The organism is Candidatus Endoriftia persephonae, assembly GCF_023733635.1.
GTDB lineage: Bacteria > Pseudomonadota > Gammaproteobacteria > Chromatiales > Chromatiaceae > Endoriftia > Endoriftia persephonae.
Genome location: NZ_CP090569.1, coordinates 2,168,421 through 2,195,414, shown reverse-complemented (window position 1 = coordinate 2,195,414; position 26,994 = coordinate 2,168,421). Strand labels below are relative to the sequence as shown.

22 protein-coding genes and 2 tRNA genes are annotated in these 26,994 nt (G+C 56.5%); 13 read left to right on the top strand and 11 right to left on the bottom strand.

Annotation, left to right across the window (positions count from 1 at the left end; all coding sequences use genetic code 11):
* Nucleotides 1-41: 41 nt before the first annotated feature.
* From L0Y14_RS09880 to gspG, 8 genes are read right to left on the bottom strand one after another with little or no spacing between them, the layout of a single operon-like run.
* Complete coding sequence (locus L0Y14_RS09880; RefSeq protein ID WP_005960098.1) at nucleotides 42-794, bottom strand: type II secretion system protein N; 753 nt, start codon at nucleotides 792-794, stop codon at nucleotides 42-44.
* Nucleotides 791-1,282 (bottom strand): type II secretion system protein GspM, encoded by a 492-nt coding sequence (gspM, locus tag L0Y14_RS09875; protein WP_006475248.1) that lies wholly within the window; start codon nucleotides 1,280-1,282, stop codon nucleotides 791-793. The genes L0Y14_RS09880 and gspM overlap by 4 nt, the downstream gene beginning before the upstream one ends.
* Entirely contained in the window at nucleotides 1,279-2,520 is a 1,242-nt protein-coding gene (gspL, locus tag L0Y14_RS09870) for a type II secretion system protein GspL (protein WP_040819785.1), read from the bottom strand. Before gspL ends, gspM begins: the two co-directional genes overlap by 4 nt.
* A complete protein-coding gene (gene gspK, locus L0Y14_RS09865) occupies nucleotides 2,520-3,509 on the bottom strand; it encodes a type II secretion system minor pseudopilin GspK (protein ID WP_240991686.1) in 990 nt (329 codons plus the stop codon). The genes gspL and gspK overlap by 1 nt, the downstream gene beginning before the upstream one ends.
* Nucleotides 3,509-4,174: a type II secretion system minor pseudopilin GspJ gene (gspJ, locus tag L0Y14_RS09860; protein WP_005960107.1), complete on the bottom strand. Its 666-nt coding sequence runs from the start codon at nucleotides 4,172-4,174 to the stop codon at nucleotides 3,509-3,511. Before gspJ ends, gspK begins: the two co-directional genes overlap by 1 nt.
* A 9-nt stretch (nucleotides 4,175-4,183) precedes the next feature.
* A complete protein-coding gene (gspI, locus tag L0Y14_RS09855) occupies nucleotides 4,184-4,552 on the bottom strand; it encodes a type II secretion system minor pseudopilin GspI (protein WP_006475245.1) in 369 nt (122 codons plus the stop codon).
* A 13-nt stretch (nucleotides 4,553-4,565) separates the two neighbouring features.
* Nucleotides 4,566-5,105, bottom strand: a complete 540-nt coding sequence (gspH, locus tag L0Y14_RS09850) for a type II secretion system minor pseudopilin GspH (RefSeq protein ID WP_006475244.1) — start codon at nucleotides 5,103-5,105, stop codon at nucleotides 4,566-4,568.
* Nucleotides 5,102-5,563, bottom strand: a complete 462-nt coding sequence (gene gspG / locus L0Y14_RS09845; protein ID WP_005960113.1) for a type II secretion system major pseudopilin GspG — start codon at nucleotides 5,561-5,563, stop codon at nucleotides 5,102-5,104. The genes gspH and gspG overlap by 4 nt, the downstream gene beginning before the upstream one ends.
* Nucleotides 5,564-5,988: 425 nt before the next feature.
* Here gspG and prsK point away from each other — a divergent pair, with 425 nt between their 5' ends.
* From prsK to L0Y14_RS09810, 7 genes are all read left to right on the top strand, one after another.
* On the top strand, nucleotides 5,989-8,061 hold the full coding sequence (prsK, locus tag L0Y14_RS09840; RefSeq protein ID WP_240991685.1) for an XrtA/PEP-CTERM system histidine kinase PrsK: 2,073 nt from the start codon (nucleotides 5,989-5,991) through the stop codon (nucleotides 8,059-8,061).
* A gap of 26 nt (nucleotides 8,062-8,087) precedes the next feature.
* Nucleotides 8,088-9,431 (top strand): PEP-CTERM-box response regulator transcription factor, encoded by a 1,344-nt coding sequence (prsR, locus tag L0Y14_RS09835; RefSeq protein ID WP_005960117.1) that lies wholly within the window; start codon nucleotides 8,088-8,090, stop codon nucleotides 9,429-9,431.
* A gap of 52 nt (nucleotides 9,432-9,483) precedes the next feature.
* The gene (locus L0Y14_RS09830) at nucleotides 9,484-10,947 is read left to right on the top strand and encodes an exosortase C-terminal domain/associated protein EpsI (RefSeq protein WP_240991688.1); all 1,464 of its coding nucleotides are present in this window, start codon (nucleotides 9,484-9,486) and stop codon (nucleotides 10,945-10,947) included.
* A gap of 63 nt (nucleotides 10,948-11,010) precedes the next feature.
* Complete coding sequence (gene prsT / locus L0Y14_RS09825) at nucleotides 11,011-13,812, top strand: XrtA/PEP-CTERM system TPR-repeat protein PrsT (RefSeq protein ID WP_006475242.1); 2,802 nt, start codon at nucleotides 11,011-11,013, stop codon at nucleotides 13,810-13,812.
* A gap of 111 nt (nucleotides 13,813-13,923) precedes the next feature.
* Nucleotides 13,924-14,577 (top strand): XrtA/PEP-CTERM system exopolysaccharide export protein, encoded by a 654-nt coding sequence (locus L0Y14_RS09820; RefSeq protein ID WP_005960122.1) that lies wholly within the window; start codon nucleotides 13,924-13,926, stop codon nucleotides 14,575-14,577.
* A 129-nt stretch (nucleotides 14,578-14,706) separates the two neighbouring features.
* Nucleotides 14,707-15,687: an XrtA-associated tyrosine autokinase gene (locus L0Y14_RS09815; RefSeq protein WP_005960125.1), complete on the top strand. Its 981-nt coding sequence runs from the start codon at nucleotides 14,707-14,709 to the stop codon at nucleotides 15,685-15,687.
* Nucleotides 15,688-15,701: 14 nt separating this feature from the next.
* Nucleotides 15,702-17,114 (top strand): TIGR03016 family PEP-CTERM system-associated outer membrane protein, encoded by a 1,413-nt coding sequence (locus L0Y14_RS09810; protein ID WP_005960126.1) that lies wholly within the window; start codon nucleotides 15,702-15,704, stop codon nucleotides 17,112-17,114.
* A 94-nt stretch (nucleotides 17,115-17,208) separates the two neighbouring features.
* Here the strand turns inward: L0Y14_RS09810 and wecB are convergent, their stop codons facing one another.
* The gene (wecB, locus tag L0Y14_RS09805; RefSeq protein ID WP_005960128.1) at nucleotides 17,209-18,348 is read right to left on the bottom strand and encodes a non-hydrolyzing UDP-N-acetylglucosamine 2-epimerase; all 1,140 of its coding nucleotides are present in this window, start codon (nucleotides 18,346-18,348) and stop codon (nucleotides 17,209-17,211) included.
* 355 nt (nucleotides 18,349-18,703) lie between these two features.
* Between wecB and L0Y14_RS09800 the strand changes: the two genes are divergently transcribed.
* Complete coding sequence (locus L0Y14_RS09800; protein WP_240991684.1) at nucleotides 18,704-19,765, top strand: GNAT family N-acetyltransferase; 1,062 nt, start codon at nucleotides 18,704-18,706, stop codon at nucleotides 19,763-19,765.
* 9 nt (nucleotides 19,766-19,774) lie between these two features.
* On the opposite strand, the gene L0Y14_RS09795 is transcribed toward L0Y14_RS09800, so the two are convergent.
* A tRNA-Val gene (locus L0Y14_RS09795) sits at nucleotides 19,775-19,850 on the bottom strand.
* Nucleotides 19,851-19,964: 114 nt separating this feature from the next.
* Here L0Y14_RS09795 and gltX point away from each other — a divergent pair.
* The 5 genes from gltX (at nucleotide 19,965) to purF (ending at nucleotide 25,948) form a co-directional block, all read left to right on the top strand.
* Nucleotides 19,965-21,374 (top strand): glutamate--tRNA ligase, encoded by a 1,410-nt coding sequence (gltX, locus tag L0Y14_RS09790; protein WP_006475239.1) that lies wholly within the window; start codon nucleotides 19,965-19,967, stop codon nucleotides 21,372-21,374.
* A gap of 90 nt (nucleotides 21,375-21,464) precedes the next feature.
* Complete coding sequence (locus L0Y14_RS09785) at nucleotides 21,465-23,165, top strand: glutamine--tRNA ligase/YqeY domain fusion protein (RefSeq protein WP_005960133.1); 1,701 nt, start codon at nucleotides 21,465-21,467, stop codon at nucleotides 23,163-23,165.
* A 534-nt stretch (nucleotides 23,166-23,699) separates the two neighbouring features.
* Nucleotides 23,700-23,775: transfer RNA gene (locus tag L0Y14_RS09780), tRNA-Ala, on the top strand.
* Nucleotides 23,776-23,879: 104 nt separating this feature from the next.
* Nucleotides 23,880-24,368: a CvpA family protein gene (locus tag L0Y14_RS09775; RefSeq protein WP_005960134.1), complete on the top strand. Its 489-nt coding sequence runs from the start codon at nucleotides 23,880-23,882 to the stop codon at nucleotides 24,366-24,368.
* Nucleotides 24,369-24,433: 65 nt separating this feature from the next.
* On the top strand, nucleotides 24,434-25,948 hold the full coding sequence (purF, locus tag L0Y14_RS09770; protein ID WP_006475237.1) for an amidophosphoribosyltransferase: 1,515 nt from the start codon (nucleotides 24,434-24,436) through the stop codon (nucleotides 25,946-25,948).
* A gap of 9 nt (nucleotides 25,949-25,957) precedes the next feature.
* Here purF and L0Y14_RS09765 read toward each other — a convergent pair whose 3' ends face one another.
* Nucleotides 25,958-26,806 (bottom strand): SDR family oxidoreductase, encoded by an 849-nt coding sequence (locus L0Y14_RS09765; RefSeq protein WP_040819782.1) that lies wholly within the window; start codon nucleotides 26,804-26,806, stop codon nucleotides 25,958-25,960.
* Nucleotides 26,807-26,994: the final 188 nt, after the last annotated feature.

Sequence of the window (26,994 nt, the reverse complement as noted above, 5' to 3'; positions counted from 1 at the left end):
TTGGACCCAAGATGCGAGTTCATGATTCGTTCAGAGGCTCCCTAGAGCTGACCGCTGTATTTTATATTGACGCCGCCGCTGCCGTCTTGCTGGCCCAGCGCCCGGATTGCCTGTACCAGGCCGGGGTCGGCGGAACCCTTGGGTAGCATGCGGACCGATATCTGGTAGTTGCCGTCGGCATTGAGTGCTGCGTTGCCTTTGACACTCAAGGGCCCCCCAAGATCCCGGATGGTGGTTTTGATGTCTCCCTCCCTGGAACTGATGTTGAACTCGATGGAGCCGATCGCGGCCGTGACGGGGCTTTTGACGCCTGCACTTTGCCAGCGGATGGTGCCGGTTACGGCGTTGGGACGGCCCTGCTCAACTCGTACGCCATGCAGGTCGAGATCAACATCCCCGGCTGGCTGAATAAAACGTTGCTGCATCATGCGGGCCACTAGTTCAGCCTTGATCATCCCCTTCAGCTTGCTGATTATCAGGTCGCCATTGATCGCCAGACCAGCGGTGCCGGCCAGTTGTTGACCCTGGCCGCGTAGGTTGAAACGGTAGAGCAGGCTGCCCTGCAGCAATCCCCGTGGTGAGAGGCGCCACTTTACGCCGCCGAGGTTGGCGCCATTGTAGGCGAGCTGGCGGGCCTCTCCCGACCAGATGGTACCGCTGATGCCGCCCATCACCAGTGGCATCTCGGCACTGCTGGCTGCCCAGCCCCAGGCGTGTCTGGCTGGGACGTTGGCCAACAGAAATGCCAGATAACAGAGCAGCCCCAGCAGGATCAGACCGGCCTTGCCCTTCATGGAGCGGACCTCTCCAGGCTGATACGGGCGTTGATCCGTCCTGGTTTATCTTTGCTGTCGATATTCATCGAGACGACCTGAATACGATACTGCTGCTGCAGCAGTCCGAGCCAGCGCAGCATGGCGTCGAAAGCTGCATTCTCCATCCAGACCTGTACCCGGTTGTCACCCTGGGGTTTGATCTGATCGATCTGTTTGCGCAGGCGATTCTGTGTGGCAGTACGGTCGACCAGGGTGAACAGGGATTCGTTGGTCTTCACCGAGGCGTTGGCGGGCTGTGCGGCGCGCAGCTGTGCAACCTCACTGACGGCCGACTGCAGCCAGGCGAGGGTGGCGCGTTGACTCTCGAGCTGGGCCTGTTTGCGCTCTAGCTTGCTGATGAACGGAGTCCAGACGAGCAGATAGATTAGCAGGATCAGCAGCGAGGCGCCTCCTGTCAACAGGGCTAGGCGCTCACGCGGGGGTTTTGCGTAGAACCAGCGGATCATGAGCCACCCCGGGTGATGCGCAGATGGGAGGTTACTTCATTTCCTTTGGCGTTGGCAGAGCGGATCTCTACCGCAAGTCCCTCGTTTTCGAGCCGCTTCTTGAGCGCCTCGATCGCCTGTATTTCCCGGGTCGAGAGCTGAATGTCGAGTTGACCATCACGGTAGCTGATGCCTCGCAGCTTACTGCCGCGGCTCTCTTTGATGGCCGATGCGGGGGCGATGAAGAGACTGAAAAAGTCGGCCTGGTTGGTGCTCTGGGTGGTGCGCAACTCTTTCAGTTTCTGCTCGGTCTGAGCCTTCGCATCTACCAGCCGTTTGGTTTCTGGAAAGGTGGAGTGAAATAGCTGGCTGATCTGTTGTGACAGCTGGCTGTTTTCCTGATCTATCTTGATGAAGTCGAGCACAGAGAGGGTGACCTGGAGCGTAAGAAAAACCATCAGCAGTACGGCGGCTGAGATCCAGGGCTTGAGCAGCTGAACCCCGGCATCCACATGGCGGTATTCGCCCTGCAGCAGATTGAGCAGGCTGCGGGGATCCAACCCCTTGGCCATCAGCTCTATCAGGTTGCCGTCGAAGGCGGTGGTGGTGGCAGGGTAGTCGAGCTTGCTCAGCGCCAGGTCGTAGTAGGGCGCAGAACTCAGATTGGGCGGCTGGATGAATTCGATCTGTTCCGGCGCGGCATCCTGGTGTTCTTCGAGGCTGAGACGCAGTAGCTCAGCAAAGTTGATCGGGTCGGCGCCGAAGCCGGTGTTGAGGCCGGTACGTACCAGCACCTGGTCATCATCGAGATAGACGGTCCAACTGCCAGGCGTGTGGGGTAGGCCGAGGAAATCGGGATAGAGGTAGCTGGGTTCGATGCCCGCGTCTTCGAGACTCTCCAACCAGTAGTCCATCTGCCGCTGGGCCACTACGGCGACCTTGATCTGCTTGCCATCCGCACGAGTATCGATAGCGAAGTGGAGTGTCGCCACATCCTCGATCAGCGCGTTTTCGATGGCATAGGGGACCGCCTGCAGCAGGCGCTGACGATTGCTAGTGGGGGCATCCATCTGCGCTAAGGTGATTTCAGCGGAGGGCACAAAAACGATGACTTGACGGCCTTTGGCCTGAACTGCGGCCTCGGCCAGGCTGCCGTTGCCAGCTGGTCCCTGGGGTTGCTCCTCCCCGGTGTATAGGGGGCGCCAGCTGGCCTGGAGCTCTTCTTGGCCGTGGAGGTGGATGACGAGTGTTTCTGCCACTAGAAAAGCCCGATAGCGCGTTGCAGGACGCGCGTGCCCTGATCGTCCCTAGTAAAAATGGTCTGCAAAGTCTGGCTCGATGTATCCATGCTCACCGTGGTCTTGAGAAGGAAATAATGACTGGAAACATCGACCAGTGAGGCTATTTCTTCAAGTTGATTGTTATTATCGCCCAAAATTGATTTGAGTCTATCTTTGAAAGCCTTGATGGTCGTGAACGGATCCTCTTTTCGCCCTTCGCTCAGGCTCTTGGAGGAGGATTCATCGAGATTGTCGCTCAGGGCACCAAGCAGGATGGGATCAGCGGTGTTGACGTTGAGCTTGCTAGCCGTGGGCAGGGTGGTGACGTAGGGTTCCAGCTTGTCGTAGATCTCCGGAGTGACACCCGCAATCAGACGCAGCTCGGTGACCGAGGCCATCTGGCTGTTGGGAGTGCGGTAGGGGGGCTCTCTGCCGAGATATTCATTGTCTTCGGCACCATCGGGAAAGCTGGGATTGATGTCGGCATCGATCCAGTCGGCAACTGCCTGGGCGATGCCGGGCTCAAGCCCCAGTGCCTGCAGCAGGCGTTTGAAGTAGGCGAGTTGACGGGCGAATTCGGTTTTTGAATCCTCGTTGGCTTCGGCCTCGAGATAGAGGTTGTTGAGGTTGAAGCGCGCCTGCAGGTCGATGATCTTCGCCTCGATCTGTCCGACGTCGATTGCTGTGGCCGGCAGCTCCTTGGCCCAATCCTCATCCAAACCATCATATTTATCGTGTTTGGCATCCTCCTCCTTGTCACGAATCAGCTGCCCCTTGGCCCAGGCCTCGCTGCCGAGGGTTAAGAAGTAGCGCTGATCGGCGTGTAGTACGTTGGCGGTGCGACGGGTGCTGATCTGCATTTTTTCGGTCATGGCGATGGCGGTGATCGAGGCGAGTGAGACAATCACCAGGGCAGTGATCAGCGCCACTCCACGTTGACTGCGGGGGGGTGCAGGAGTGTGTTGCATCACCGACCCTCCGCTGCTGGTTGCTTCGCCGGTAGTTGTTCTGAGATTCGGAACAGCCGGCGGATCGGGCCCCATGCCTCGAGTTCCAGTTTGAGTTCGATGGCCCGTGGGAGTTCGGGGACGGGCTCCGTTCGGGGCAGGTTGCCGGTGTCGGGCCACTCCGTGTGTAGTTTTAGCTGGTGGTCGAGGAACCTGAGTTCGATCTTCTTGACCCCGGAGAGCAGCTCAGTACGCACCGGCTTGTCCTCCTGGGAGCGGTCCAAGGTCAGCCATCTCAGGCGGTAGAGCTTCTCATCCTCCAGTTGATAGGCGATCCGCTGCAGGCTGCTGCGGGGCAGCTTTAATGGGTTGGCAAAGCCGCCGCGGGTGAACTCGACCAGGTTGTTTTCGCCGAGCGAACTGCTGCGTAGGGGAGGCTGGGTATCGCCGTGTTGGTCACGGATGCTGCGCGCCACCACCTGTTCCAGGTCCTGACGAATCAGCGCCAGCGCCAGCTGCGCTTTGGAGAGGCGATCCAGGTGGGCGCGGGTCGACTCCTCGATGTTGAGCACGCTCTTGATGCCGCCGTATGCGATGATCGAGACGAAGGAGAAGACGGCGATGGCGATCAGCAGTTCCAACAGGGTGAAGCCGCGCACTGCGGTTGTCTGGGGCCGGGGGGGCATCTCTGTAGGCTATTCCGGTTGCCCTAGAAAACTGACCAGCCGGGTGACCGGGTTGTCATCCTGCTTGTCGCGGAATACTGAGATCTCCACCAGTCGCACCCGGTCGTCTGGGGTGGCCTTGATGATGCGCTGCCAGTGCCACTCGTGGTGCCCCATCTCCTCGCTGCCGCTTTTTTTGCCATGCGAGGGCCAGGTGCCTGAGATCTGCAGTTCGGTGATCTGGTTGGCAGCTACCCAGTGGGCGAGAGTCTTGTCCCTCAGATGGGTGGTGTTGGCGGCCTGGTTGGCGGCAACCTTGATCGCCGAGCCGAGGGCGATGGCAAGGATTGCCAATGCGATCAGCACCTCGAGCAGAGTAAAGCCTTGCTGAGCTGTCACAAGCCAGCGTCGCTCAGAGCGCGGGGGTGTGCTGGAGATCGATGCTGCCATTTTCGCTGCCCTCGATGTAAAACCTGTCATCGGTTGCTTCAGAGATAAAGGTGATGTGAAACGGGGTGATCTCGCCGCTGGGAAGGATCAGGATGCTCGGTGCCAGTTTCTCCTCCTTTTTTTCTGCTGGGCGATAGTCGCTGTCGAGGGCGATGCGGACCTCATCCGGCAGCGAGCGTTTGCGGAACACGCTCTCGGTGCTGGCCTGCCACTTGTCTTTTTGCCGGCGAAGAAACTGGTAGCCGTCGTGGTCCACCGCGATGCCGATCAGTGCGTTGCTCAGCAGCGCCTCTTCGCTGGCGAGCTGCGCCAGGCTGGCGAAGCGGCGCGCTTCGGTCTTCAGGATCTCTTCTGGAGATTGGCCGCTGAAGGAGATGGTGATCTGGCTGACGATGATGCCGATGATTACGATCACCACCATCACTTCCAGTAGGGTGAAGCCCCTGATAGCGGCTCCGCCCGGCAGGGTGAGGCCGCCTCGCTGGAAGTGGCTGGTGGTCACTGCTCCAGATTCCAGTTTCCTATGTCATCGTCTGTGGACTGCAGATCGAGGCCGGAGGAGTAGATGTCAACCGCGCCATGGGAACCCGGGCTGAGGTAGAAGTAGTCGTTGCCCCAGGGGTCTTTCGGCAGGCGGTCCAGATAGCCGCCTTGCTTCCAGTTGCGCGGCTCAGGCGCGCCGGAGGGTTTGCTGACCAGCGCCTCCAGGCCTTGGTCGGTGCTGGGATAGAGCATATTGTCCAGGCGGTAGAGATTGAGGGCCGCCTCCAGGGCGCGGATGTCATTTTTCGCCTTGGTGACACGCGCCTGCTCCGGGCGATCCATGATTTTGGGGACAACGATCGCAGCCAGGATGCTGAGGATAACCACCACCACCATGACTTCGATCAGGGTGAAGCCAAGACCGGAGCGGATCGGGGTGTTGCCGTGAATCGTGCGTTTAACGGGTGCCAATGTCATGTTCCCTCTATGGGCCAGTTGTGTTGATGATCCATCCCCTGTGGAATGGTTGCGGGATAGAAGCAGGGCCTGCTTTGGAGCGGCATGCCGCTACAGGAGCTGGCTGCAAAGACTAGCAGAGTCAGCAACCCCATTTCCATTGGTGAATTGTGACGGGGTTTTTCCTATAGTTATCCGGGGTTGGGAACTCTTGTAACAGAGCACTGTTTAGGGCTTATTTTTTTGTAAAATCAGTGGCATGGCGGGTCAGTTTCGCTAATCCTGGATGCTGCTGGAGGGTTGTAGGGGATTACGGTTTGCGCGGATGCTGTTTCGAAAGCTTTAGTCTTTGGCTGGGCGGCCGACAGCAGGCGGAGATGCCTGGATAGACGAGATGATGTGAGTCGAGTGTGGATATAGGGACGATCGGATACTCTTTTGCTGCGTTGCTGTTTTTTCTTCTGAGTGTGCTGTTGTTCACCAGTTGGCGTGGCAAGCTAGAAGGCGCGTTCCTGCTCTCTGCGGTTTTTATTACCGCTTTGTGGCATGTTTCGGCGGTGATCTGGCTGCAGCTGGGAGGCGTCTGGTCGAGCAGCGCCTATGTTTTCCTCGAAAATGCGAGGAATATTGCCTGGTTTATCTTTCTCTTCAGACTGCTGGTTCCGTTCAAAATGCAGGCGGGCAGAGACGCCCGGTTGTTCACTTTTCTACCTGGACTGGTTTTGATCGGCGCCAGCCTGATGCTGCTGCTGGAAACAATCAATGTGCTGCTGATTGCCGCGCAACAGGGGCCACTGATCGCCGATTTGGAACTGCCGAATCATCTGGGTCTGGCGATCATTGGCCTGATCTTGATCGAACAGCTGTTCCGCAATACCCGCCTAGAACAGCGCTGGAAGCTGAAGTATCTCTACTTCGGTATCGGTTCGATCTTTGCCTACGATTTCCTGCTCTATGCTGATGCATTCTTGTTTACTCATGTGGACCAGGATCTGTGGAATGCGCGGGGCTATGTCAACGCCCTGGTGGTGCCGATGCTAGCAGTGGCCGCGGCGCGCAATCCCGGTTGGTCGGTCAAAGTGTTTGTCTCCCGCAAGGTGGTGTTTCATACCACCGCCCTGGTCGGGGCCGGCATCTACCTGCTGTTTATGTCGGCGATCGGTTACTACATCCGCTATTATGGCGGGACTTGGGGTAAGGCCGCACAGATGGTCTTCTTCTTCCTGGCGCTGGCGACTCTGGTTGCGCTGCTCTTTTCCAGCCATCTTCGCTCCCGCACTAAGGTCTTCTTGAATAAGCACTTTTTCAGATACAAATACGATTATCGTGAAGAGTGGTTGCGAATCATTCACACCCTTTCGGATGGTGAGCCGGGCACGCAGATCCGTGAGCGGGTGATCAAAGCTCTGGCCGATCTAGTTGACTCCGGAGGCGGACTGCTCTGGATGCGCGATGAGTCGGGTAGTTTTCAGAGTGTCAGTCATTGGCAGGCGGCTGAGTGTCACGCCACTCTCAGCGCTGATAGTTCTCTGGCGAATTTTTTTAAAGACCGCGATTGGATTGTCGATCTTGATGAGTACGCAGGCTATCCCGATCTCTACGAAAATCTGCAGCTGCCGGGCTGGCTTGAAGAGATCCAATATGCCTGGCTGTTACTGCCGATACGCCATCACAGTGAGTTGATCGGATTTATGGTGCTGATCCGGCCACGGGCGCCACGCCAGATCAACTGGGAGGACAGGGATCTTTTGAAGACTGCATCGCAGCAGGCGGCGAGTTATCTCGCATTGCTGAAGGCATCGGAGGATCTGGCTCGGGCGAACCAGTTCGAAGCCTTTAACCGTCTCTCCGCGTTTGTAGTGCATGATTTGAAAAACCTGGTGGCCCAGCTCGACTTGGTGGTTACTAATGCGGCCAGACATAAAAATAACCCGGCCTTTATGGAGGATGCCATCAATACCGTCGATCATGCGGCGACCAAAATGAAACGCCTGCTGGCGCAGTTGCGACAGGGGCGTTTCAGCAAGAGCAGTTCGCGAGTGTTTCCGTTGGCAGAGGCTTTGCAAGAGGCGGTCAGAGGGCACTCCGGCTTTCTGCCCGTGCCTGAATTGCAGGTGAGTGGGGAGGCGGGGCTGGTGGTGGCCGATAAGGATCGGCTGAGTGCGGTGATCGGTCACTTGATCAAAAATGCTCAAGAGGCGACCGCCGATGATGGTTTTGTGCGCCTTGAGATGGACGAAAAGGGTGGAGAACTGTGGGTCACGATCAGTGACAACGGCTCGGGAATGGAGGCCGGTTTCATCCGTGACAGGCTGTTTCAGCCCTTTGAGACGACAAAAGGTAACGCGGGAATGGGCATTGGTGTCTATGAAAGCCGAGAATTTATTCGCAGTTTGGGGGGAGTGATCACAGTTGAGAGTGAGGTGGGAAGAGGAACAGTATTCACGCTTAGGCTTCCTGTGCATAATGTCCAGCCGTCCCCGGACGGCATGCGATCGGGCGCAGTGGCGGAAGTTTAGGGACCTGAAGCGAATAGGGAATCGAGATGTTAAGACCACTTCTAATCGTTGAGGATGATCCGGGTCTGCAGAGTCAGCTGCGCTGGTGTTTTGATGGCTATGACGCCAAGATTGCTGGAGACCGGGAGTCAGCCATTGCGGCGCTGAGGCGTTTCACTCCCCCGGTGGTGACCCTCGATCTGGGGTTGCCGCCCGATCCTGCCAACGTCAGCGAGGGGCTGCTTACACTGAAACAGATCCTCTCCCTCGCACCCCATACTAAGGTTATCGTGGTGACCGGCAACGATGACCGGTTGAATGCGCTGAAGTCACTCGAATTTGGCGCCTATGACTTCTACCAGAAGCCGATTGACCCGGAAGTGCTGAAGGTTATTATCGATCGGGCCTATCAGCTCTATGAGTTGGAAGCGGAGAATCGTGCCTTTTCCGCCCAGCAGAGGATGACCCCACTCGATGGGGTGATTGCATCGAGCACCGAGATGATCTCCGTCTGCCGGGTGATCGAGAGGGTGAGCCCAACCGATGCAACAGTGCTGCTGCTGGGGGAGAGTGGCACCGGCAAAGAGGTGTTGGCGAAGGCGGTCCATGATCTGAGCGACCGTTCGGAGAACAAGTTTGTTGCGATTAACTGCGCCTCGATCCCTGAGACTTTGTTGGAGAGCGAGCTTTTTGGCTACGAGAAGGGCGCCTTCACCGGAGCAGCCAAGCGTACCCTTGGCAAGATAGAGACCGCTACCGGTGGCACCCTGTTTCTGGATGAGATCGGTGACATGCCGATTGGCCTGCAGGCGAAGCTGCTCAGGTTCCTCCAAGAGCGAGTCATCGAACGAGTGGGTGGACGTGAAGTAGTGCCGGTCGACGTGCGCGTAGTCTGTGCCACCAACCGTAATCTGGAGGAGATGATCCAGAGCAGCGAGTTTCGCGAGGATCTCTTCTATCGAGTCAGCGAGATCACCATCAATATCCCGCCGCTGCGTGAGCGTGAGGGGGATGCGGTGATGCTGGCTTGGGCGTTTCTGGCGAAATTTGCATCGCAGAATTCGAGCAAGGTGCGCGGCTTTTCCAAAGAGGCGCTGCAGGCGATCGAGAGCTACTTCTGGCCGGGCAATGTGCGTGAGATGATGAATAAGGTCAAGCGGGCGGTGATCATGGCTGAAGGGTCGCAGATTACCCCAGAGGAGCTGCAGTTGAGTAGTGGCGGTGAGAATCTCCTGCCGTTTAATCTGCGTGAGGTGCGCGAGCGGGCCGAAGCCAAGGCGGTGGAGCGCGCATTGAACTATGTTGAAGGGAATGTCTCGAAGGCGGCCGAGTTGCTTGGGGTGAGTCGGCCGACACTCTATGACCTCGTGAACAAGCATGACCTCAAATAACCTTGCCGAAACCGGTGCGAGGTTTTTTTGGAACGGGCAGGCACTGTTGCTGGTGTCTGCTCTGCTGGTGCCGTTTGTTGCTTATTACCCTTCCCTGGAGCGGCTGGTTGAGCTCTGGTCGGATAAGGGCTCTGTCCTCTCCCACGGCTTTCTGCTGTTTCCCATCTCACTCTATCTCTTCTACCAAGCGCTTCGGCAGACGGCGCCGGGATTGCGCATCCAGCCCAGCCTGCTGGGTATTTCGTTCCTGCTGGGTGCGACATTGCTCTGGCTGCTGGCCGGGCTGGTCTACATCGAGTCGGTGCAGCAGGCGGCGTTCGTGTTGGTTCTGCTCGGGGTTGTTGTGAGTCTGCTGGGGGTGCGGCAGGCGCTCCCGTTCTTCTTTCCGATTCTGCTGCTGCTGAGTGTGGTGCCTGTCTGGCAGGTATTGACCCCCTATCTGCAGACCGCGTCGGCTATTGTCTCGGCACAGCTGCTTGATGTAACTGGTTTCACCACGGTGCGCGAAGGCTATCTGATTCTTATCCCTGACGGTGTTTTCGAAGTGGAAGAGGGGTGCAGTGGACTCAAGTATCAGCTGACGGCGGTTACTATCGCGTTTCTCTATGCCAAAGTGAACGGTTTCAACCTCAGGCAGATGTTGATCTACGCCGTGATCGCCTCGGGGATGGCATTCCTAGCGAATATTGTGCGTATCTATAGCGTGGTGGCAATTGGCTACTTTACTGGCATGCAAAACCCCGTGGTGCAGGATCACGATACCCTGGGGTGGGTCGTGTTCGCCCTCTTCATCTTCGTACTGCTGGTCTATCTGGGACGCCTGTTTCCGCCACAGGCGGAGAAGAAAGCTGTAGATCCAGAGGCTGATGCACCGGTTGCCCTGACGCGATGGCCTGTGCTGGGTGGCGTGGTACTGGTCAGTATGCTCGGACCTCTGCTGGCCTTGGCCTACAGTGTTTCAGCAGAGACTGCGGACAGCCTTCGCTGGCGGCTGCCAGAGCAGGTCGGTGACTGGCAGTTGCAGGCCCGCCGCCTGACTCAGTGGCAACCGAAGTGGCAGCAGGGCGATCTGGTGCTCCAAGGGCGTTATCTGTCGCATCAGGATAGCGTGGATCTGTTTATCACCCACTTTGAAAAGCAGGCACAGGATAAAGAGGCGGTTCACGTCGACAACAAGATTTTCAGTGGAGAAAGGTGGGCCCGTGTGTCACGCCAGCAGCGGCAGGTTGTGCTGGCGGATGGCAGTCACCTGCCAGTGGAGGCGTCGCTGATCAAAGGCGGCGGGCAGGCCTCGCAGCGTCTGGTGTGGCGATGGTATGGTACCGCGGGGCACCGGGTGGCCAGTGGCAGCAGAGCCAAGCTCTGGAATCTCTATGGAACCTTGACCGGGTCGCCGGCTATCTCAGTCGTGCTTGTCAGTACACCGGTGACGTCAGAGCAGCAGGATGCTGAAGCCGTGCTGATGGCGTTTTTGTCGCAGTTTGTGACAGATGTAGAGACAGCACTTTCCCGTTGACCCTGAAGACAGACTCGATTTTGATGGACCCACAATCGCTTTTAGCCAGGGGAAGTTAGCAAGATGAAGTATAAAAACCTCATGCAGATGCGCGGCAGGCCGGTTGCACTGGCGGCTGTGGTTTTGCTGGTTTTTATCACTGGATGTAGCGGTGGAAATGAAACGGAGCGGATGGCAAAGGCTGGTGAGCATCTGCAGAATGATGAGCCTGCCAAAGCGATCATCGAGCTGAAAAATGTCTTGCAGAGCAACGCCTCGAATGATCAGGCGCGCGTTATGTTGGCCGACTCTTATCTCGCAGTCGGGGATGGGAAGTCAGCGGAAAAAGAGCTGAAGAGGGCGGCCGAATTGGGTGTTCCAGAGTCAGATCTACTGTCTCGAAAGGCACAGGCGCTACTCGCGCAGCATCAGTATGACAGAATTCTGGAAGAGCTGGATCCACAGCAGATCTCCGGAAGTGACAGGAAATATCTGTTGGTGGCGTATGCTGAGGCCCGTTTGGCAAAAGGGGAGGAGGCTGAGGCGGCGTCCCTGCTGGAAGCGGCGTTGGGTATCGATCCGGCCTTTCCCAAGGCATTGGTCGGCATGGCGCGGATCAATGTCATGCGGGAGAATCTGGAGACGGCTGTCACACAGTGCCAGAAGGCCGTATTGCAGGATCCAGGCTTCACTGAAGGTTATCTCGTGATGGGGGCGATCCATTTTCAGCGTCAGGAGTTTGATACGGCTGAGATCGCCTTTGAGAAGGCGATGGAGTCGCTGGCGAGCTCATTTTTCTCCAAGCAGCATTTCGCTGCTCATGTCTCGTTGATCCAGACCCTGCTGGCAGAGAAGAGGCTTGAAAAAGCCGCGACGCGGATAGCGGCGTTTCGAAAGATCCTCCCGGAACATCCGATCGGAGCCTATTTTTCCGGCCTTCATCACTTTATGGTGGAAGAGTATGAGGCGGCTGAGGGCGAGTTGAAACAGGTCATAAGCGCTTCGCCAGATCATCTTCCCACCCTGCTGCTGCTTGGCTCTGTTCATTTCGCCAGACAGAACTATGAACAGGCAAATGCCTATCTTAGCCAGTATGTGAATAAAGTCCCCAATCACCTGCAGGCAAGAAAACTGCTGGGTATGACACGCCTGAAACTCAACCAGCACGAGAGTGCTCTGGAGGCACTTGAGCCCGCACTGGATAATGCCGGTGGGGATGTGGAAATCCTGAAACTGATCGGTAATGCCGCCAGCCGTTCGGGGGATCACCTCTCAGGCACCCGGTATCTGGAACAGGCGGTGAAGGCTGATCCGGGAAACAGCGCGATTCGAGAGGAACTTGCCAAGGCCTATCTGCGCAAAGGCTCAATTGACCAGGCGATCGAGGAGTTGGAGACGCTGTCGGATGCCGATCTGCCAAAAAATCGGCTGATGCTGATCTATGCTTATCTGAGAAAAAAAGAATTCAGTGAGGCGATTAAGCTGACCGACGAACTGATCGCTGAAACTCCCAACTCGCCGATGTTGACGACCCTAAAAGGCAGTATTCATGTGATGCAGGGTAAACGGTTGACAGGACGTAGGCAGTTGCTACAGGCCCTGACATTCGAGCCAGGCTATCTTCCAGCCCATTTCGCGCTGGCCCGGTTTGAGCTTGAGGGGGGTAGCTTGGGGAGTGCAAAGAAGCGATTCAAAAAGATTCTTGAGCTGGATGCCAGGAACGTGACTGCCATGCTCGGCCTGTCGCAGATTGCTGATAAGCAGGGAGACCAGCAGCAGGCGGAGCAGTGGGTGGAGCGGGCGAGAGAGGCAGATCAGAACGCAACTTTACCGCGCTATATCCTGGCAAGGCACTATCTAAAACGAGGCGAACGCAGCAAAGCCAATGCGATTCTTGGCGAGCTCGAACGTATCAATCCGGACAACCCTGTCTTCCTCCTGTTGATGGGCAATTCGAAGATGCAGGCCGGTGACTATGCCGGTGCTTCCCATTATCTTTCGATGCTGGTCGATAAGAGCCCACAGTCGATCTCAGGCTATCTGGGGTTGGCCGGGGCGGAGCAGAGGATGGGGCGGCTCTCCAGCGCCAAACACGTACTGGAGAAGCTGCTAGAGATCCAGCCCGACAATGTCAGAGGCAAAGTTATGCTGGTGTCGAATGAGATCAAGGCTGGCAATACTCAAGAGGCGGAACAGCTGGCAAAGTCTCTGCTGCAGAATGAACGCTCCAGATACTGGGGGTACCTGTTGCTGGGTGATCTCTATCTGAAGAATGGTCAATATGAGCAGGCGGAGCTGAATCTAAGCGAGGGACTGGGGCAGTTCAATACCTTTGCAATCGCCGAAAAACTCGCCAAAACTCATCTGTTGCGCAACAACAAACAGAAAGCTATCGATGTGTTGATGAGTTGGAAGAAACAGCATCCTGATGATGTAAAAGGGGAGCTGGGGCTGGCATCCATCTACCAGAGCAGTGGTGATAACGTCAAAGCTCAGGCGATGTATGAAGAGGTTCTTCAGGCCGATGGGAACAATGTGATTGCGCTCAACAATCTGGCATTACTTGTGGCGTCATCCGATCCCCAGAAGGCTCTCAATTTCGCCGAGCGAGCCTATAATGCTGCCTCTGGGAATGAAGCGATTGCGGATACTTATGGCTGGCTGTTGTTCAGGTCGGGAGAGCGGGATAAGGGGAGGGAGATCATTGAGGAGATCGGGAAGGCGACGCAGAATCCCGCTATCCTTTATCATTACGCAGAAATTTTGTATGAATCTGGCAATATCGAGCAGGCAATCCGGGCGTTGAACCGGGCCCTGGATAGTGCCGCTCTGTTTCCGGAACGAGAGACCGCGCTCAAACTGAAACAACGTCTAATGCGGCAATGAGAAAGGATTCGAAGCGTTCGGGAAGAATGGGAGAGCAAGCCCAGCTTCATTGAGTCATGGGGTTGTTAATGCAGCGAAATATGAGAGGCCTTAGCGGGCGGGGGTAGCAAGATGAAAAAAAGTTATCAATATACAAAAAATGTCCTGTCGATGGTGCTGGTTAGCGTATTGGCAGCCATTGTTCTGGCAGGATGTGCGAGTGCCGGCGGAACTGTGCAGAAGGAGGCGCCGGTCAGTATAACCAGGGTGGGTGCGGAGGCGCCGAAATACCTGATTGGTCCGGGCGACAGCCTGAAGGTTTTTGTCTGGGGGGATCCAGAACTATCCTCTGAAGTGATTGTGAGGCCGGATGGCTTGATCACAACGCCTCTGGTCGAAGATATGCAGGCAAGCGGTAAGACGCCAACCGAGTTGGCGCGAAATCTCGAGGGAAATCTCTCAAAATTCATTAAGAATCCGAAGGTTACGGTTACTGTGACTAACTTTGTTGGTCAGTATACAGAACAGATTCGTGTGGTTGGACAGGCTGCCCAGCCGCAATCGCTGCCGTATCGGGAACATATGTCGCTGCTGGATGTGGTTATTGCCGTTGGTGGTTTGACTGAGTTTGCTGCCGGAAACAAGGCAAGTATCGTGCGCAGGATTAATGGCAAAACGGAACAGTTTCAGGTACGACTGGATGATCTGGTGCGGGATGGTGATATTTCAGCAAATGTTGAGATGTTGCCTGGAGATGTACTGATCATTCCAGAAACTTGGTTTTGATCGCAAAATTAGTGGGCCGGCGCGCTGGAAAGGCGCCGGTGCTCCAGCAAAGATAGCGTGAAAAATGGCGTCGGGCTTCTGCAGGTTCTAAAATAGAGGCGTTTTACCGTAAAAAGAGTGAGATGATTAATGGTTAGCAGTATTGAAAAGGCGGTAGAGCGGCTGAATAAGGCCAGGGTTACTGAGGAGGTCGGGGAAAAAGAGCCGACGATCACTACTCTAGCAGAGGACTCCGCTAAATCCACACTGGTTGCGGAGGGTGTCGGAATTGGGGTGGATGGAAAGGATGAGAGTGGTGGCTATGCGGAAGAAGCTTCCTATTTCTCGGAGGTCGGAGCGGATGATGACCCTCTGGCAGCCTCCCAGAGTGAATTGGTTGAGAAGGAGCCGTTCACGATCGATTTTGAGGGCAAGGAGCATCTGGGTTATCTCACCCCGAACAGCGACAACCAGGTTGTCTGGGAGGAGTACCGGGTTATCAAACGTCCCCTGCTGATAAATGCTTTTGGTAAAGGCGCCGCACCGGTTGAGCGGGGTAACATCATCCTGGTGACAAGCTCTGTACCTGGCGAAGGTAAGACCTTCACCTCGTTCAACTTGGCAATGAGTATTGCCACTGAACTTGATTCAACCATCCTGATGGTGGATGGGGATGTGCTGCGTTCTTCACTCAGCAAGCTGGTTGGAGCGGAGGATAAACCGGGCTTGCTGGATGTTCTGGAAGATCCTGACGTTGAGCTGGGCGATGTGATCCTTGGTACTCAGATCCCTAAGTTAAAGATCCTGCCAGCCGGGACCCGCCACAAACACTCAACGGAACTGTTGGCCAGTGACAGCATGGATAAGCTGATTGCGGAACTTGGTGAGCGTTATCCTGACCGAATCGTGCTGATTGATGCTCCTCCGATGCTGGCCACCACCGAGGCGTCAGTTTTGACCATGAAGGTTGGACAGATCGTCATGGTGGTGGAAGCGGGAAGAACTCCGGTAGAAGCGGTGAACGAGTCGATCGAGCGGATCGATGCGAATAAAGTGCTCGGTTTGGTCTTGAACAAAAGCAGAGTAAAATCCGGAAGCCAGTACTACGGTGGTTATTACGGGTCTTACTAGATGCAAGCAGAGCCATGAGAAAAAATAAAATCTTCACAAGAAAGCAACTTGCGGTCCTATGCGGCTTCAGTGCGCTGTTCGCTGAAAATGCGCTGGGGCTGAATTGGGATATCAATCCCGCACTCTCGGTGCGTGGTTCATATACCGACAATATTGCCTTGACCCCCTCCGATCAGGCGGAAAGTGACTTTATTGTTGAAGTGATTCCAGAATTGGCTGTGTCCGGCTTGGGGCGTGCTTTAAGCCTGGATCTCAATTATCGAGCGCAGCTTCTGAAATATATGGACCACACTGACTCGGATACTGTGCGGCATCAGTTGCTGGCAGACGGCACCGCTATGCTGGTTGAGGATCTGTTTTATATCGACGCACGAGGCAGCTACACTCAGAGACCGGAACACTCTGGTCAGGCCTATGATCCGGATAACATAGGCATCAGCCTGGGTAATATCAATGTGGCGACCGTCACCCTCTATCCTTACCTGAAACGCAGATTTGGAAACACGGCCAGCGGACAGATCGGCTACCGCTATCGGCGGGTGGAATACGACAACGATGTGGGAAACGATCAGGATACAAAAGAGATCCTCGCCTCCCTGGAGAGCGGTACCCGCTTTACTAAGCTAAAATGGGGGCTGAATTACAGCCACAGACGCTTTGAGCCCGAAGACCGTGTTCGCTCAAACTTTGAGCGATTTGTAGGCGACATCCGCTATCCGGTGTTCAAACGTATGTATGCTATCGGAAAGTTGGGCTACGAGCAGAATGAATATACGACCCAGAATGCCTCTGACGAGAAGGAGGGGGCATTGTGGGGTGTGGGCTTGGGTTGGGCGCCTTCTGTGCGGACAACCATGGAGTTCATCGCAGGTAGGCGTTATTTCGGTGACACTAAACAGATGATGGTTGTGCATCGGGCAAGACGATTGACCCTATCCGCAAACTACGACGAGGATTTTGATAGCAACGCCACACTGGATGCAGATGCGCCGGTGTTTGATGATCAGGGCAATCCCATTTTCCCCGGCGAAGGTGGCGACCTCAATACAGAGATCTTCTTGAAAAAGACCCTTGCCGCAGAGGCCACCTACTCTTTCCCGCGTTCCTCACTTGGCGGGCGTATCTTCGATCGCAAGCGTGAATACACCGCTGATGGCACTGAACAGGACGTGTATGGTGCCGATGTCTATTATGATTGGGGCTTGGGTGGGCGCACCTCTGGGCGTGTTGGTGTCTATTACCGCTACAATTCATCACGAGTGGATGACAAGTATAATGACTACTACGGCCTGCTATCTGTGGAACATAAGTTCGCGCCTTCGCTTGTTGGAATCGGAGAATATACCTTTCTCAGGCGTGATTCAGACAACCCGCTCGGAAGTTACAAGCGTAATCGCATAGCGGCGACGATGAAGTTCTTGTTTTAAACCCAGCCAGTTTGTAAAGAGGCGATTGAATGATTCGTCTCAGCAGGGGAGGCGTGGGGTCGATATGACTCCACGCCTCTGTCAGTTCAGGGCATCAGATCTTGAATGTTTTCCGAATGGAGTCGACGACCCTCGATGCGGTATTCCCGTCCCAGAGATCAGGAGCTGAGCCTTTCCCCGCCTTGCCAGCAAGGATCTCGTTGGTCTTATCTTCCACCTCCTCAAGTTTGCAGAGCTGATTGGTGCCCTGGGTGATGGTGATCGGTCGTTCGGTATTGGGTCGTACCGTCAGACAGGGAATGCCGAGGTAGCTAGTCTCCTCCTGCAGGCCACCAGAATCGGTAATTGCGATCCGGCAGTTGAATACCAGATTCATGAAGCTGATGTAGTTCTGTGGCTCTAGCAGTTTGACCGCCGGGTTGTTTGAGATGGTCTCGATCAGACCACTGGTTTCAAGGTGTTTGCGAGTGCGGGGGTGGATGGGGAAGACGATTGGCAGTTTCTCCGCCACGTTGTTGATCATGTCGCAGAGTGATTTCAGCGACTCGGGGCTGTCCACATTGGCGGGGCGGTGCAGGGTGATGACCGCATAGTTGCCCTTCTCAAGATCGTGTTTTTCGTATGTTCCATCCGTCTCGATCTTGTCGCGCATCATCTCCAGAGAATCGATCATGATGTTGCCGACCCGTACGATCTTGTGTGCCTCCACGCCTTCGTGTTGGAGGTGTTCGTCGCCATCGGGGGACGGGGTCCAAAGCAGATCGGCGAGCACGTCGGTGGCGAGACGATTAACCTCTTCCGGCATGCTGCGGTCGAAGGAGCGCAGCCCTGCCTCTAGGTGCGCCACCACGGGGCGGTTGAGGCCTGTGACGGAATCGAAATCCGAGAGACTGTAGACCACCTTGGTGGCAGCCAGGGTGCAGGCGATAGTGGAATTGACATCGCCTACCACTACCACCATGTCCGGGCGCTTCTCCATCACCACCTGTTCATAGGCAATCATAACCCGAGCGGTCTGTTCGGCATGGCTACCGCTTCCTGCGCCGAGATGGATGTGGGGCTCAGGCAGACGCAGGTCCTGAAAAAAAGCGTCGGACATATTCAGATCGTAGTGTTGACCTGTATGTACGATAGCTACATCTGCCCAGCTCTCCTTGGACAGCGCATGATAGAGCGGTGCGATCTTCATGAAGTTGGGTCGGGCCGCTGCAATCAGGTGTATGGTCCTTTTCATATGTCTGGATTCTCTGTGTTATCAGGGGGAGCAGCGATTATTGCCAATCGGGCGAAGCGAAAGCAACCGCTTGCAGGGAAGCGTGAAAGGTTTCACAAAAGCAGCTGGCTGCATCTGAACATAGGCTATCCTGCTGTGGGTGGCAGCAGCCTGAATCCGATCAGCTCAGCTGAAAACAGTGGAGGCGTTCAAAGGATCGCGAAAAGCGCCGTTAAGGAGGGTAGAAACAGCATCAGGTGGGAATGGTATCCTAAAATCATCCAATAAAGCAGAGGGATCCCTGTTCGCGTCAATGCAAACAAGAATTATCAAAAAGTGGCGTGAGTTCAACTCATTGGAAAATGAGTGGAACGGAATGCTGAGGTCATCCCAGGCAGACAGCGTTTTTCTGACCTGGGAGTGGCTCACGGCCTGGATAGCCTCAGCCGGCAAAGAGTGCGAGCCATTCATTGTCACAGTGAGGGATCAGGCGGGGCGTCTGGTGGGGGCAGCCCCTCTCTACTGCTCCAGCTCAATCCTTGGTGGTTGCATCCACTATCGCACCCTGTTGCCGATGGCTGATTACGCCACCGGTTTTGAGTATCCCGACTGGATCGTCACCGGCGCTGATCAGGCTGGTGTCAGTCAGGCAATCGCCACTGCACTGAACCAGGCGCGGGCGGACTGGGATCTGCTCTGGATGGCCAGGCTCGCGGGCTGGAGTGGTGCCCTTAAACGCATCACCTCGGCTTGTGAATCGGCAGGACTGCTCTGGCGCTCCAGGGAGCGTGAGTTCAGTCTGATCGATCTTCCCGCCAGTATGGAGGCCTTCGAGCGTTCCCTCTCCAGTAACCGGCGCCAGCAGCTGCGCCGCAAACGCCGGCGTCTGCAGCGTGAGAAGGCGGTGGTGACCACCCGTTGTCAGAGTCACGATGAGCTGCCGGAGTACCTAGAGGCGCTGTTTGCGCTCCACCATCTGCGCTGGGCGCCACTGGGCGATCCCGGATGTTTCATCCGCAAGCCGGCTGAAGCCGCCTTTTATAGTCAGTTTTTGCCGATGGCGCTGGATGCTGGCTGGCTGGCGATGTACGCCCTCAGGCACCAGGGCGAGATCCGGGCTGTGCAGGTAGGATACAATTACGGTGGGATGTTCCACCAGATGCAGGAGGGCTTCGACCCGCAGTTTTACCCCGGCATTGGTAATGTGCTGCGTGCGGAGGTGATTCAGGCTTGCATCGATGAGGGGATCAGTGCCTATGACTTTCTTGGCGGCCACACCGAACATAAAAGGCGTTGGAATGCCCATCTGCGAATCGGTTTCGACCTGCTGATCGGTAACGCTAACCTGAAGAGTCGCCTGCTGCAGACAAACCAGATCTGGCCCACCGGACGCTTTCTGCGGCTGGCTGGACGGGATCGACGCCCTGGAGAGAGATAGGTAGGGGAATGGTGGGCGCAACAGGGATCGAACCTGTGACCTCTGCAATGTGACTGCAGCGCTCTCCCAGCTGAGCTATGCGCCCTCGAACAAGAGCGCGGCATTCTAATCGGCGATGGTTGGGGTGTCAATGCCGCTGCCGATTCGGCTGGTCTCTGGTAGAATCCCCGCTTTTTCCATCTTTGGTTAAAGTGACGAGATGACCATCCGTACCCGATTTGCTCCCAGTCCCACCGGCTACCTCCATGTGGGCGGTGCCCGAACCGCACTCTTCTCCTGGCTCTACGCCCGCAAGCACGGCGGCAAGTTCGTGCTGCGCATCGAAGACACCGATCTTGAACGCTCCACTGCTGAGTCGGTGAACGCAATCCTTGAGGGCATGACCTGGCTCGGGCTTGAGTACGATGAGGGCCCCTTCTACCAGACCCACCGCTTCGAGCGCTACAATGAGGTGATCGGAGAGTTGATGGACAAGGGTTTGGCGTATCGCTGCAACTGCTCCAAAGAGCGCCTCGAGCAGCTGCGCGAAACGGCGATGAAAAACAAGCAGAAGCCTCGTTACGATGGCCACTGTCGGCATCGGGAGGTCTCTGCGGATGAGCCCCATGTGATCCGCTTTCGCAATCCCCTGGAGGGCACCGTGGTGGTCGACGACATGATTCGTGGCCGGGTTGCCTTCAATAATAGTGAGCTGGACGACCTGATCATCCGCCGCACCGATGGCTCCCCCACCTACAATCTTACCGTGGTGGTGGACGACATGGACATGGAGATCACCCACGTGATCCGCGGCGATGACCACCTCAACAACACCCCGCGCCAGATCAACATCCTGCGAGCTCTGGGTAAGGGGTCGCCGAAATATGGCCATGTGCCGATGATCCTCGGTGACGACGGCGCACGCCTCTCAAAACGTCACGGCGCAGTCAGTGTGATGCAGTATCGTGAGGACGGCTTCCTGCCAGAGGCGCTACTCAACTACCTGGTGCGTCTCGGCTGGTCCCACGGCGATCAGGAGATCTTCTCCATCGATGAGATGATCGAGCTATTCGAGATAGACGCGGTCAACAAGGCCGCCTCCAGCTTTAATACCGAAAAGCTGCTCTGGCTCAACCAGCACTACATCAAAGAGGATGACCCCAAGCGGGTCGCCCACCTGCTCAGCTACCATATGGGGGCGTTGGATATCGATCCTACCGAGGGTCCCGACCTGGTGGAGGTGGCCGAGGCCCAGCGGGAGCGCGCCAAGACGCTGGTCGAGATGGCCGAGATCAGCGCCTTCTGCTACAGGGATTTCGACGCCTACGATGAGAAAGCGGCGAAGAAACACCTGCGTCCGGCGGCACAGGAGCCGCTGGAGCGGATGCGCGAGGCGCTGCAGGCTCTGGAAGAGTGGAGCGAAGCAGCACTGCACGAACAGGTCGAGAAGGTCTCCGAGGCGCTCGAGGTGAAGATGGGCAAAGTGGCCCAGCCGCTGCGGGTCGCCCTAGTGGGGCGTGCCGCCTCACCAGGCATCGATGTGACCCTGAAACTGGTGGGCAAAGAGGCGACCCTGCGCCGTATCGATCGGGCGCTGGCCTATATCGCTGAACGGGCTGCCCAGGCCTGATCGGGATTACGGGCAGAGGGTAGCTCCGGCTAAGCCGGAGATGGCTGGCAGAGGCTGGTCCTGTAAGCACAATCAGAGAATTTTCGCTCTATGACTACATCCGAGAACAAAACGCCTACCAACTTCATCCGTCAGATCATCGATGCTGATCTGGAAGCAGGCAAAAACGCAGGCAGGGTACACACTCGCTTTCCCCCAGAGCCCAACGGCTACCTCCATATCGGCCACGCCAAGTCGATCGTGCTCAACTTTGGTATCGCCCAGGACTACCCGGGCGGCCAGTGCAACCTGCGTTTCGATGACACCAATCCGCACAAGGAGAACATTGAGTTCGTCGAGAGCATCCAGCAGGATGTGCGTTGGCTCGGTTTCGACTGGGAAGATCGACTCTTCTACTCTTCGGACTACTTCCAGCAGTTGTATGATTTTGCGGTGGAATTGATCAAGGCGGACAAGGCCTACGTCTGCGACCTGAACGCGGAGCAGATGCGCGACTACCGCGGTACCTTGAAGGAGCCGGGCAGACCCAGTCCCTATCGTGATCGTTCGGTGGAGGAGAACCTGGAGCTGTTTGCGCGCATGAAGGCGGGCGAGTTTGCCGATGGCGAACGGGTGTTGCGGGCGAAGATCGATATGGCATCGCCCAACATGAATATGCGGGATCCGACCCTCTATCGGATCCGCCATGGCGTGGTGCACCACCAGACCGGTGAGGACTGGTGCCTCTACCCGATGTACGACTTTACCCATCCGATCTCCGATGCGTTGGAGGGGATCACCCACTCCCTCTGCACCCTGGAGTTTGAAGATCACCGGCCACTCTACGACTGGGTGCTCGACAACATCACCATCCCCTGTCATCCCCAGCAGATCGAGTTCTCACGACTCAATCTGGAATTCACGGTGATGAGCAAGCGCAAGCTGACCCAACTGGTGGCAGAGGGCCATGTGGAGGGATGGGACGACCCGCGCATGCCCTCCATTGCTGGTTTGCGCCGCCGCGGCTATACCGCCGCCTCGATCCGCGACTTCTGTCATCGTATCGGTGTCACCAAGTCCGACAATAAGGTGGAGATGGGGGTGCTGGAGAACTGCATCCGTGAGGATCTGGACAAAAACGCGCCGCGCCGTTTGGCGGTGATGCATCCACTGAAGCTGGTGCTCGAAAACTACCCGGAAGGGAAGAGTGAGGAGCTGGAGGCGGCCAACCACCCCAAGGATGAGTCGATGGGCAGCCGCATGATCCGTTTTACCCGCGAGATCTACATCGACCAAGCCGATTTCCGTGAGAGTGCCAACAAAAAGTATAAGCGGCTGGTGAGTGGTGGCGAGGTGCGGCTGCGCAACGCCTACGTGATCAAATGCGAAGAGGTGATCAAGAATAATCAGGGCGAGATCGTGGAGTTGCGCTGCAGCTACGACCCCGAGACTCTGGGTAAAAATCCGGAGGGCCGCAAGGTGCGCGGCGTGGTCCACTGGGTCTCCGCCGAATACGGCGTGAAGGCCGAGGTGCGCCTTTACGACCGGCTCTTCAGCAAGGCCAATCCTGACCAGGTAGAGGAGGGCGGGGCGTTCACCGACAGCCTAAACCCCGATTCCCTGCGTACCCTCACCGACTGCTATATCGAGCCGGCTCTGGCGAAGGCAGCTCCGGGTGAGCGCTTCCAGTTTGAGCGTGAGGGCTATTTCTGCCTCGATCGCCAGGATGCCTCAGCAGAGCGGCCGGTATTTAACCGTATTGTCACGCTGCGTGACTCCTGGGCTAAGATTGAGCAGCAGGGTAAAACCTGATTGTTGGTGCACTAGGGGCCGGGACTGCCCACCCACGAGTTAGGGTTTTTACTGACAGTTCGGTGCAGATCGGAGAGAAAATTTGCATTTGTGCCGGAATCTGCTATTTCTAGGCTCCAACGGAAGCGAAGTTTAGTCGGCATCAGACCGATACGTACCGTTTTTTATACCTGTCTCTGTCGGTTGGAGTGGGTCCAAGCGCTGTCGATAGCCGGGCCTTCTCCATCGATTGATAGCATTGAGGAGAATGTTATGAGTGAGAAAAGTGCGCACCTGTTTTCCAATATCTGTACGTCCTGCATGACGGCGGCCTTGATCGCCGTTGCAGCGGTGACTGGGGCTACCCTGCTGTGGGTGATGATGCTCTAGGAGCCAGACCCCGCCAGCCCTTGTATAACGGCCCATCTAAGGGCCGTTTTTCGTTTAAAGAGACAGCTGGATCGGCTCTAATTTTGCAGACTCTATTGGTCTCCAATCAGGCAGAAAAAACAGTAGACAAAACCCGAATCTTCCCCTAATATTCGCACCTCCTTCGGGGCCATAGCTCAGCTGGGAGAGCGCAACACTGGCAGTGTTGAGGTCGGCGGTTCGATCCCGCCTGGCTCCACCAAATTGAATGCGAATGCCCGGATCAATTCCGGGTGTCTCGTTTCAGACTCTCAAAAACGATAGCGATCAATTCGATCCTTCCTCAATTGGCGTTTCTGAATTGCGATGCATTGGATAGACATTCTCATCCTTATTGTTGTCGCCATCTCTGCCATTATCAGCTTGGTGCGCGGTTTCGTCAGCGAAGCGCTCTCTCTTGCCACCTGGGTGGTGGGATTTTGGGTGGCCTGGCTGTTCTTCCGTCCGCTGGCGGTACAACTAGAACCCTGGATTGATGTGCCCTCTCTGCGTTTGGGCGCCGCCTTCGGTCTGCTACTTATCGTCACCCTGCTGCTCGGCGCAATCCTCAATCGATTTCTTGCCTTGTTGGTTGATTCCACTGGTTTGACCGGTACTGATCGTATGATTGGTATGCTTTTCGGTATCGCCCGGGGCGTGCTAATGGTGGCTATCCTGGTGTTGCTGGCCGGCCTGACCCCGCTGCCGGGAGATGGTTGGTGGCATGAGTCGTCGCTGATTCCCTACTTTGAAGAGATGGCGTTGTGGATGAAGCAGAACCTCCCCGACGACATCGCCCGCTATTTTAGTTATTAAAGGGGGCTCCGAGAGGCGCGCAATATCGCTATAATCGGCCCTTCTTGTTTGACGGAGTAAAAGGTATGTGCGGTATCGCCGGGCTTGTCGGTAAATCGGCAGTCAATCAGTCGCTGTACGATGCATTACTGGTCCTGCAACACCGTGGACAAGATGCCGCGGGGATCGTCACCTGTGAAGGCGGCAACCTGCATCTGCGCAAGGCGAACGGATTGGCGCGGGACGTCTTCCATACTCGTCACATGATCGACCTGCGTGGCAACATAGGTATTGGCCATGTGCGTTATCCGACCGCTGGCTGCTCCTCCTCAGCTGAATCCCAACCCTTCTATGTCAACTCCCCTTATGGCATCACCCTGGCCCATAACGGCAATCTGACCAATGCAGAAGAGCTGAAGCAGGAGCTGTTCCGGGATGACCTGCGTCATATCAACACCGACTCCGACTCAGAGATCCTGCTGAATATCTTTGCCCATGAGCTGGAGGCACAGAACACCAGGCGCTTGGCACCTGAACATATCTTTAAGGCGGTGGCCGGCGTGCACCGACGCTGCCGCGGTGGTTATGCGGCGATCTCCATGATCCCCGGGGTGGGTATCCTGGCATTCCGCGATGCCTTCGGTATTCGTCCGGTGGTCTATGGCAAGCGCGAGACTGAGTTGGGCACCGAATATATGATCGCCTCTGAGAGCGTTGCACTGGATGTGCTCGGCTTTGAACGGGTGCGGGATCTGGCTCCGGGCGAGGCGGTCTTCATCAGCAAGGATGGCGAATTGCATACCCAGCAGTGTGCGGAAAACCCGGTAAGCTCGCCCTGCATCTTTGAGTTTGTCTACTTTGCCCGTCCCGATTCAATCATCGACAACGTCTTCGTGCACAAGGCGCGTTCACGTATGGGCAAAAAGCTGGCGAAGAAGATTCAGCGGGAATGGGTGGAGCACGACATCGATGTCGTGATCCCGATCCCGGACACCAGTCGCACCGCAGCGCTGGCGCTGGCCAATGAGCTGAAAGTGCGCTACACCGAGGGCTTCATCAAAAATCGCTATATCGGCCGCACTTTTATCATGCCCGGACAGACGGTGCGCAAAAAATCGGTGCGCCAGAAGCTCAATGCCATCGACCTTGAGTTCGAAGGCAAGAATGTGATGCTGGTGGACGACTCCATCGTGCGCGGTACCACTTCGAAGCAGATCGTGCAGATGGCGCGGGATGCCGGCGCCCGCAAGGTCTATTTTGCCTCGGCAGCGCCGCCGGTGCGTTTCCCCAATGTTTATGGCATCGATATGCCGGCCGCCACCGAGCTGGTGGCCCACGGTCGGACGGTGGAAGAAGTGCGCGACATCATCGGTTGTGACGAGTTGATCTATCAGGATCTGCAGGATCTGATCGAGGCGGTGCAGAAGAAGGGCAAGACTGATATCGAACGCTTCGACACCTCAGTCTTCGACGGGGAGTATGTGACCGGCGACGTATCGAGCAGCTACCTCGATCAGTTGGAGCAGAATCGAAGCGACGGGGCGAAGTCAGAGCGTGAGGATTCAGTCCGTTCGGTCATCGGTCTGCACAACAATGCTTGAGCTTACCGGCTAACGGCCACCCTCGCCGGAGACCTTCTGCAGAACCCAGTCCATCCCCCGGGTTGATAGCAGTCGTTTCAGTGTGCCAAACAGATAGGTGGGGACGGTGACGTAGTAGCGGGGGCGGGGGTGCCGGCTCTCCAAGGCATGAAATACCCGCTTTAGCACCGCCTCCGCCGGTAGAGTGAATGGGGCGGTTGGCCCTTCCTTCAGCAGTCGTGCCTCCATCGCTAGGTAGTTGCTGCGATGAAACGATCTATCGGCATCGATGTTGCGCTGCCATGCCTTGTAGGCATTGTTGCGGAATCGACTCTCGATCGGCCCGGGCTCGATCAGGCTGACCTGGATGCCGCTGCCGCGCAGTTCCAGGCGCAGGGTGTCTGTCAGCCCTTCCAGGGCGAACTTGCTGGCATTGTAGGCGCCACGGTAGGGCAGGGCTATTAGTCCTAAAACCGAGCTGTTCTGGATGATGCGCCCCTCGCCCTGTCTGCGCATCACCGGGATCACCCGGCAGGTCAGTTCATGCCAGCCGAACAGGTTGGTCTCAAACTGTTGGCGCAGCACCTCCCGCGACAGATCCTCCACCGCGCCAGGTTGGCCATAGGCGCCGTTGTTGAACAGCCCGTAGAGTTTGCCGTCGCTGCTCTGTAATAGCTCCTCAAGGGCGTTGGCGATGGAGGCAGAATCATCCAGATCGAGCTGCAGACTCTCCAGCCCCAGCTCTTGCAGACGCGCCACATCCGCTATTTTTCGTGCGCTGGCAAACACTCGATAACCGCGCTGCTGTAGCCCCTGTGCAACACAGAGGCCGATTCCACTGGAGCAGCCGGTGATAAGAACACTCTTTCTTTTCTGCATCTGCAGAGCTTACCGCACTTCGCAGCACTTTCGATGCCTTCACACCCTACTGACCCCAGCTTGCCAGCCGCAGGGAATTAAAGTTTCGGCTGGCCTGTCCGCTACCTGGAACGAACAACAGAGTGCCAATGGCTCTGTGCGAAAAGCCGGGTATCGGCGACAGAAAAGAAGCAGAAATACTGTTTTGA

What these genes read in the sequence shown, in the direction of transcription:
- L0Y14_RS09880 (WP_005960098.1), bottom strand. Translation starts at nt 794, where the DNA reads ATGAAGGGCAAGGCCGGTCTGATCCTGCTGGGGCTGCTCTGTTATCTG.
- gspM (WP_006475248.1), bottom strand. Translation starts at nt 1,282, where the DNA reads ATGATCCGCTGGTTCTACGCAAAACCCCCGCGTGAGCGCCTAGCCCTG.
- gspK (WP_240991686.1), bottom strand. Translation starts at nt 3,509, where the DNA reads ATGCAACACACTCCTGCACCCCCCCGCAGTCAACGTGGAGTGGCGCTG.
- gspJ (WP_005960107.1), bottom strand. Translation starts at nt 4,174, where the DNA reads ATGCCCCCCCGGCCCCAGACAACCGCAGTGCGCGGCTTCACCCTGTTG.
- gspG (WP_005960113.1), bottom strand. Translation starts at nt 5,563, where the DNA reads ATGACATTGGCACCCGTTAAACGCACGATTCACGGCAACACCCCGATC.
- prsR (WP_005960117.1), top strand. Translation starts at nt 8,088, where the DNA reads ATGTTAAGACCACTTCTAATCGTTGAGGATGATCCGGGTCTGCAGAGT.
- prsT (WP_006475242.1), top strand. Translation starts at nt 11,011, where the DNA reads ATGAAGTATAAAAACCTCATGCAGATGCGCGGCAGGCCGGTTGCACTG.
- L0Y14_RS09820 (WP_005960122.1), top strand. Translation starts at nt 13,924, where the DNA reads ATGAAAAAAAGTTATCAATATACAAAAAATGTCCTGTCGATGGTGCTG.
- L0Y14_RS09815 (WP_005960125.1), top strand. Translation starts at nt 14,707, where the DNA reads ATGGTTAGCAGTATTGAAAAGGCGGTAGAGCGGCTGAATAAGGCCAGG.
- L0Y14_RS09810 (WP_005960126.1), top strand. Translation starts at nt 15,702, where the DNA reads ATGAGAAAAAATAAAATCTTCACAAGAAAGCAACTTGCGGTCCTATGC.
- wecB (WP_005960128.1), bottom strand. Translation starts at nt 18,348, where the DNA reads ATGAAAAGGACCATACACCTGATTGCAGCGGCCCGACCCAACTTCATG.
- L0Y14_RS09800 (WP_240991684.1), top strand. Translation starts at nt 18,704, where the DNA reads ATGCTGAGGTCATCCCAGGCAGACAGCGTTTTTCTGACCTGGGAGTGG.
- gltX (WP_006475239.1), top strand. Translation starts at nt 19,965, where the DNA reads ATGACCATCCGTACCCGATTTGCTCCCAGTCCCACCGGCTACCTCCAT.
- L0Y14_RS09785 (WP_005960133.1), top strand. Translation starts at nt 21,465, where the DNA reads ATGACTACATCCGAGAACAAAACGCCTACCAACTTCATCCGTCAGATC.
- L0Y14_RS09775 (WP_005960134.1), top strand. Translation starts at nt 23,880, where the DNA reads ATGCATTGGATAGACATTCTCATCCTTATTGTTGTCGCCATCTCTGCC.
- purF (WP_006475237.1), top strand. Translation starts at nt 24,434, where the DNA reads ATGTGCGGTATCGCCGGGCTTGTCGGTAAATCGGCAGTCAATCAGTCG.
- L0Y14_RS09765 (WP_040819782.1), bottom strand. Translation starts at nt 26,806, where the DNA reads ATGCAGAAAAGAAAGAGTGTTCTTATCACCGGCTGCTCCAGTGGAATC.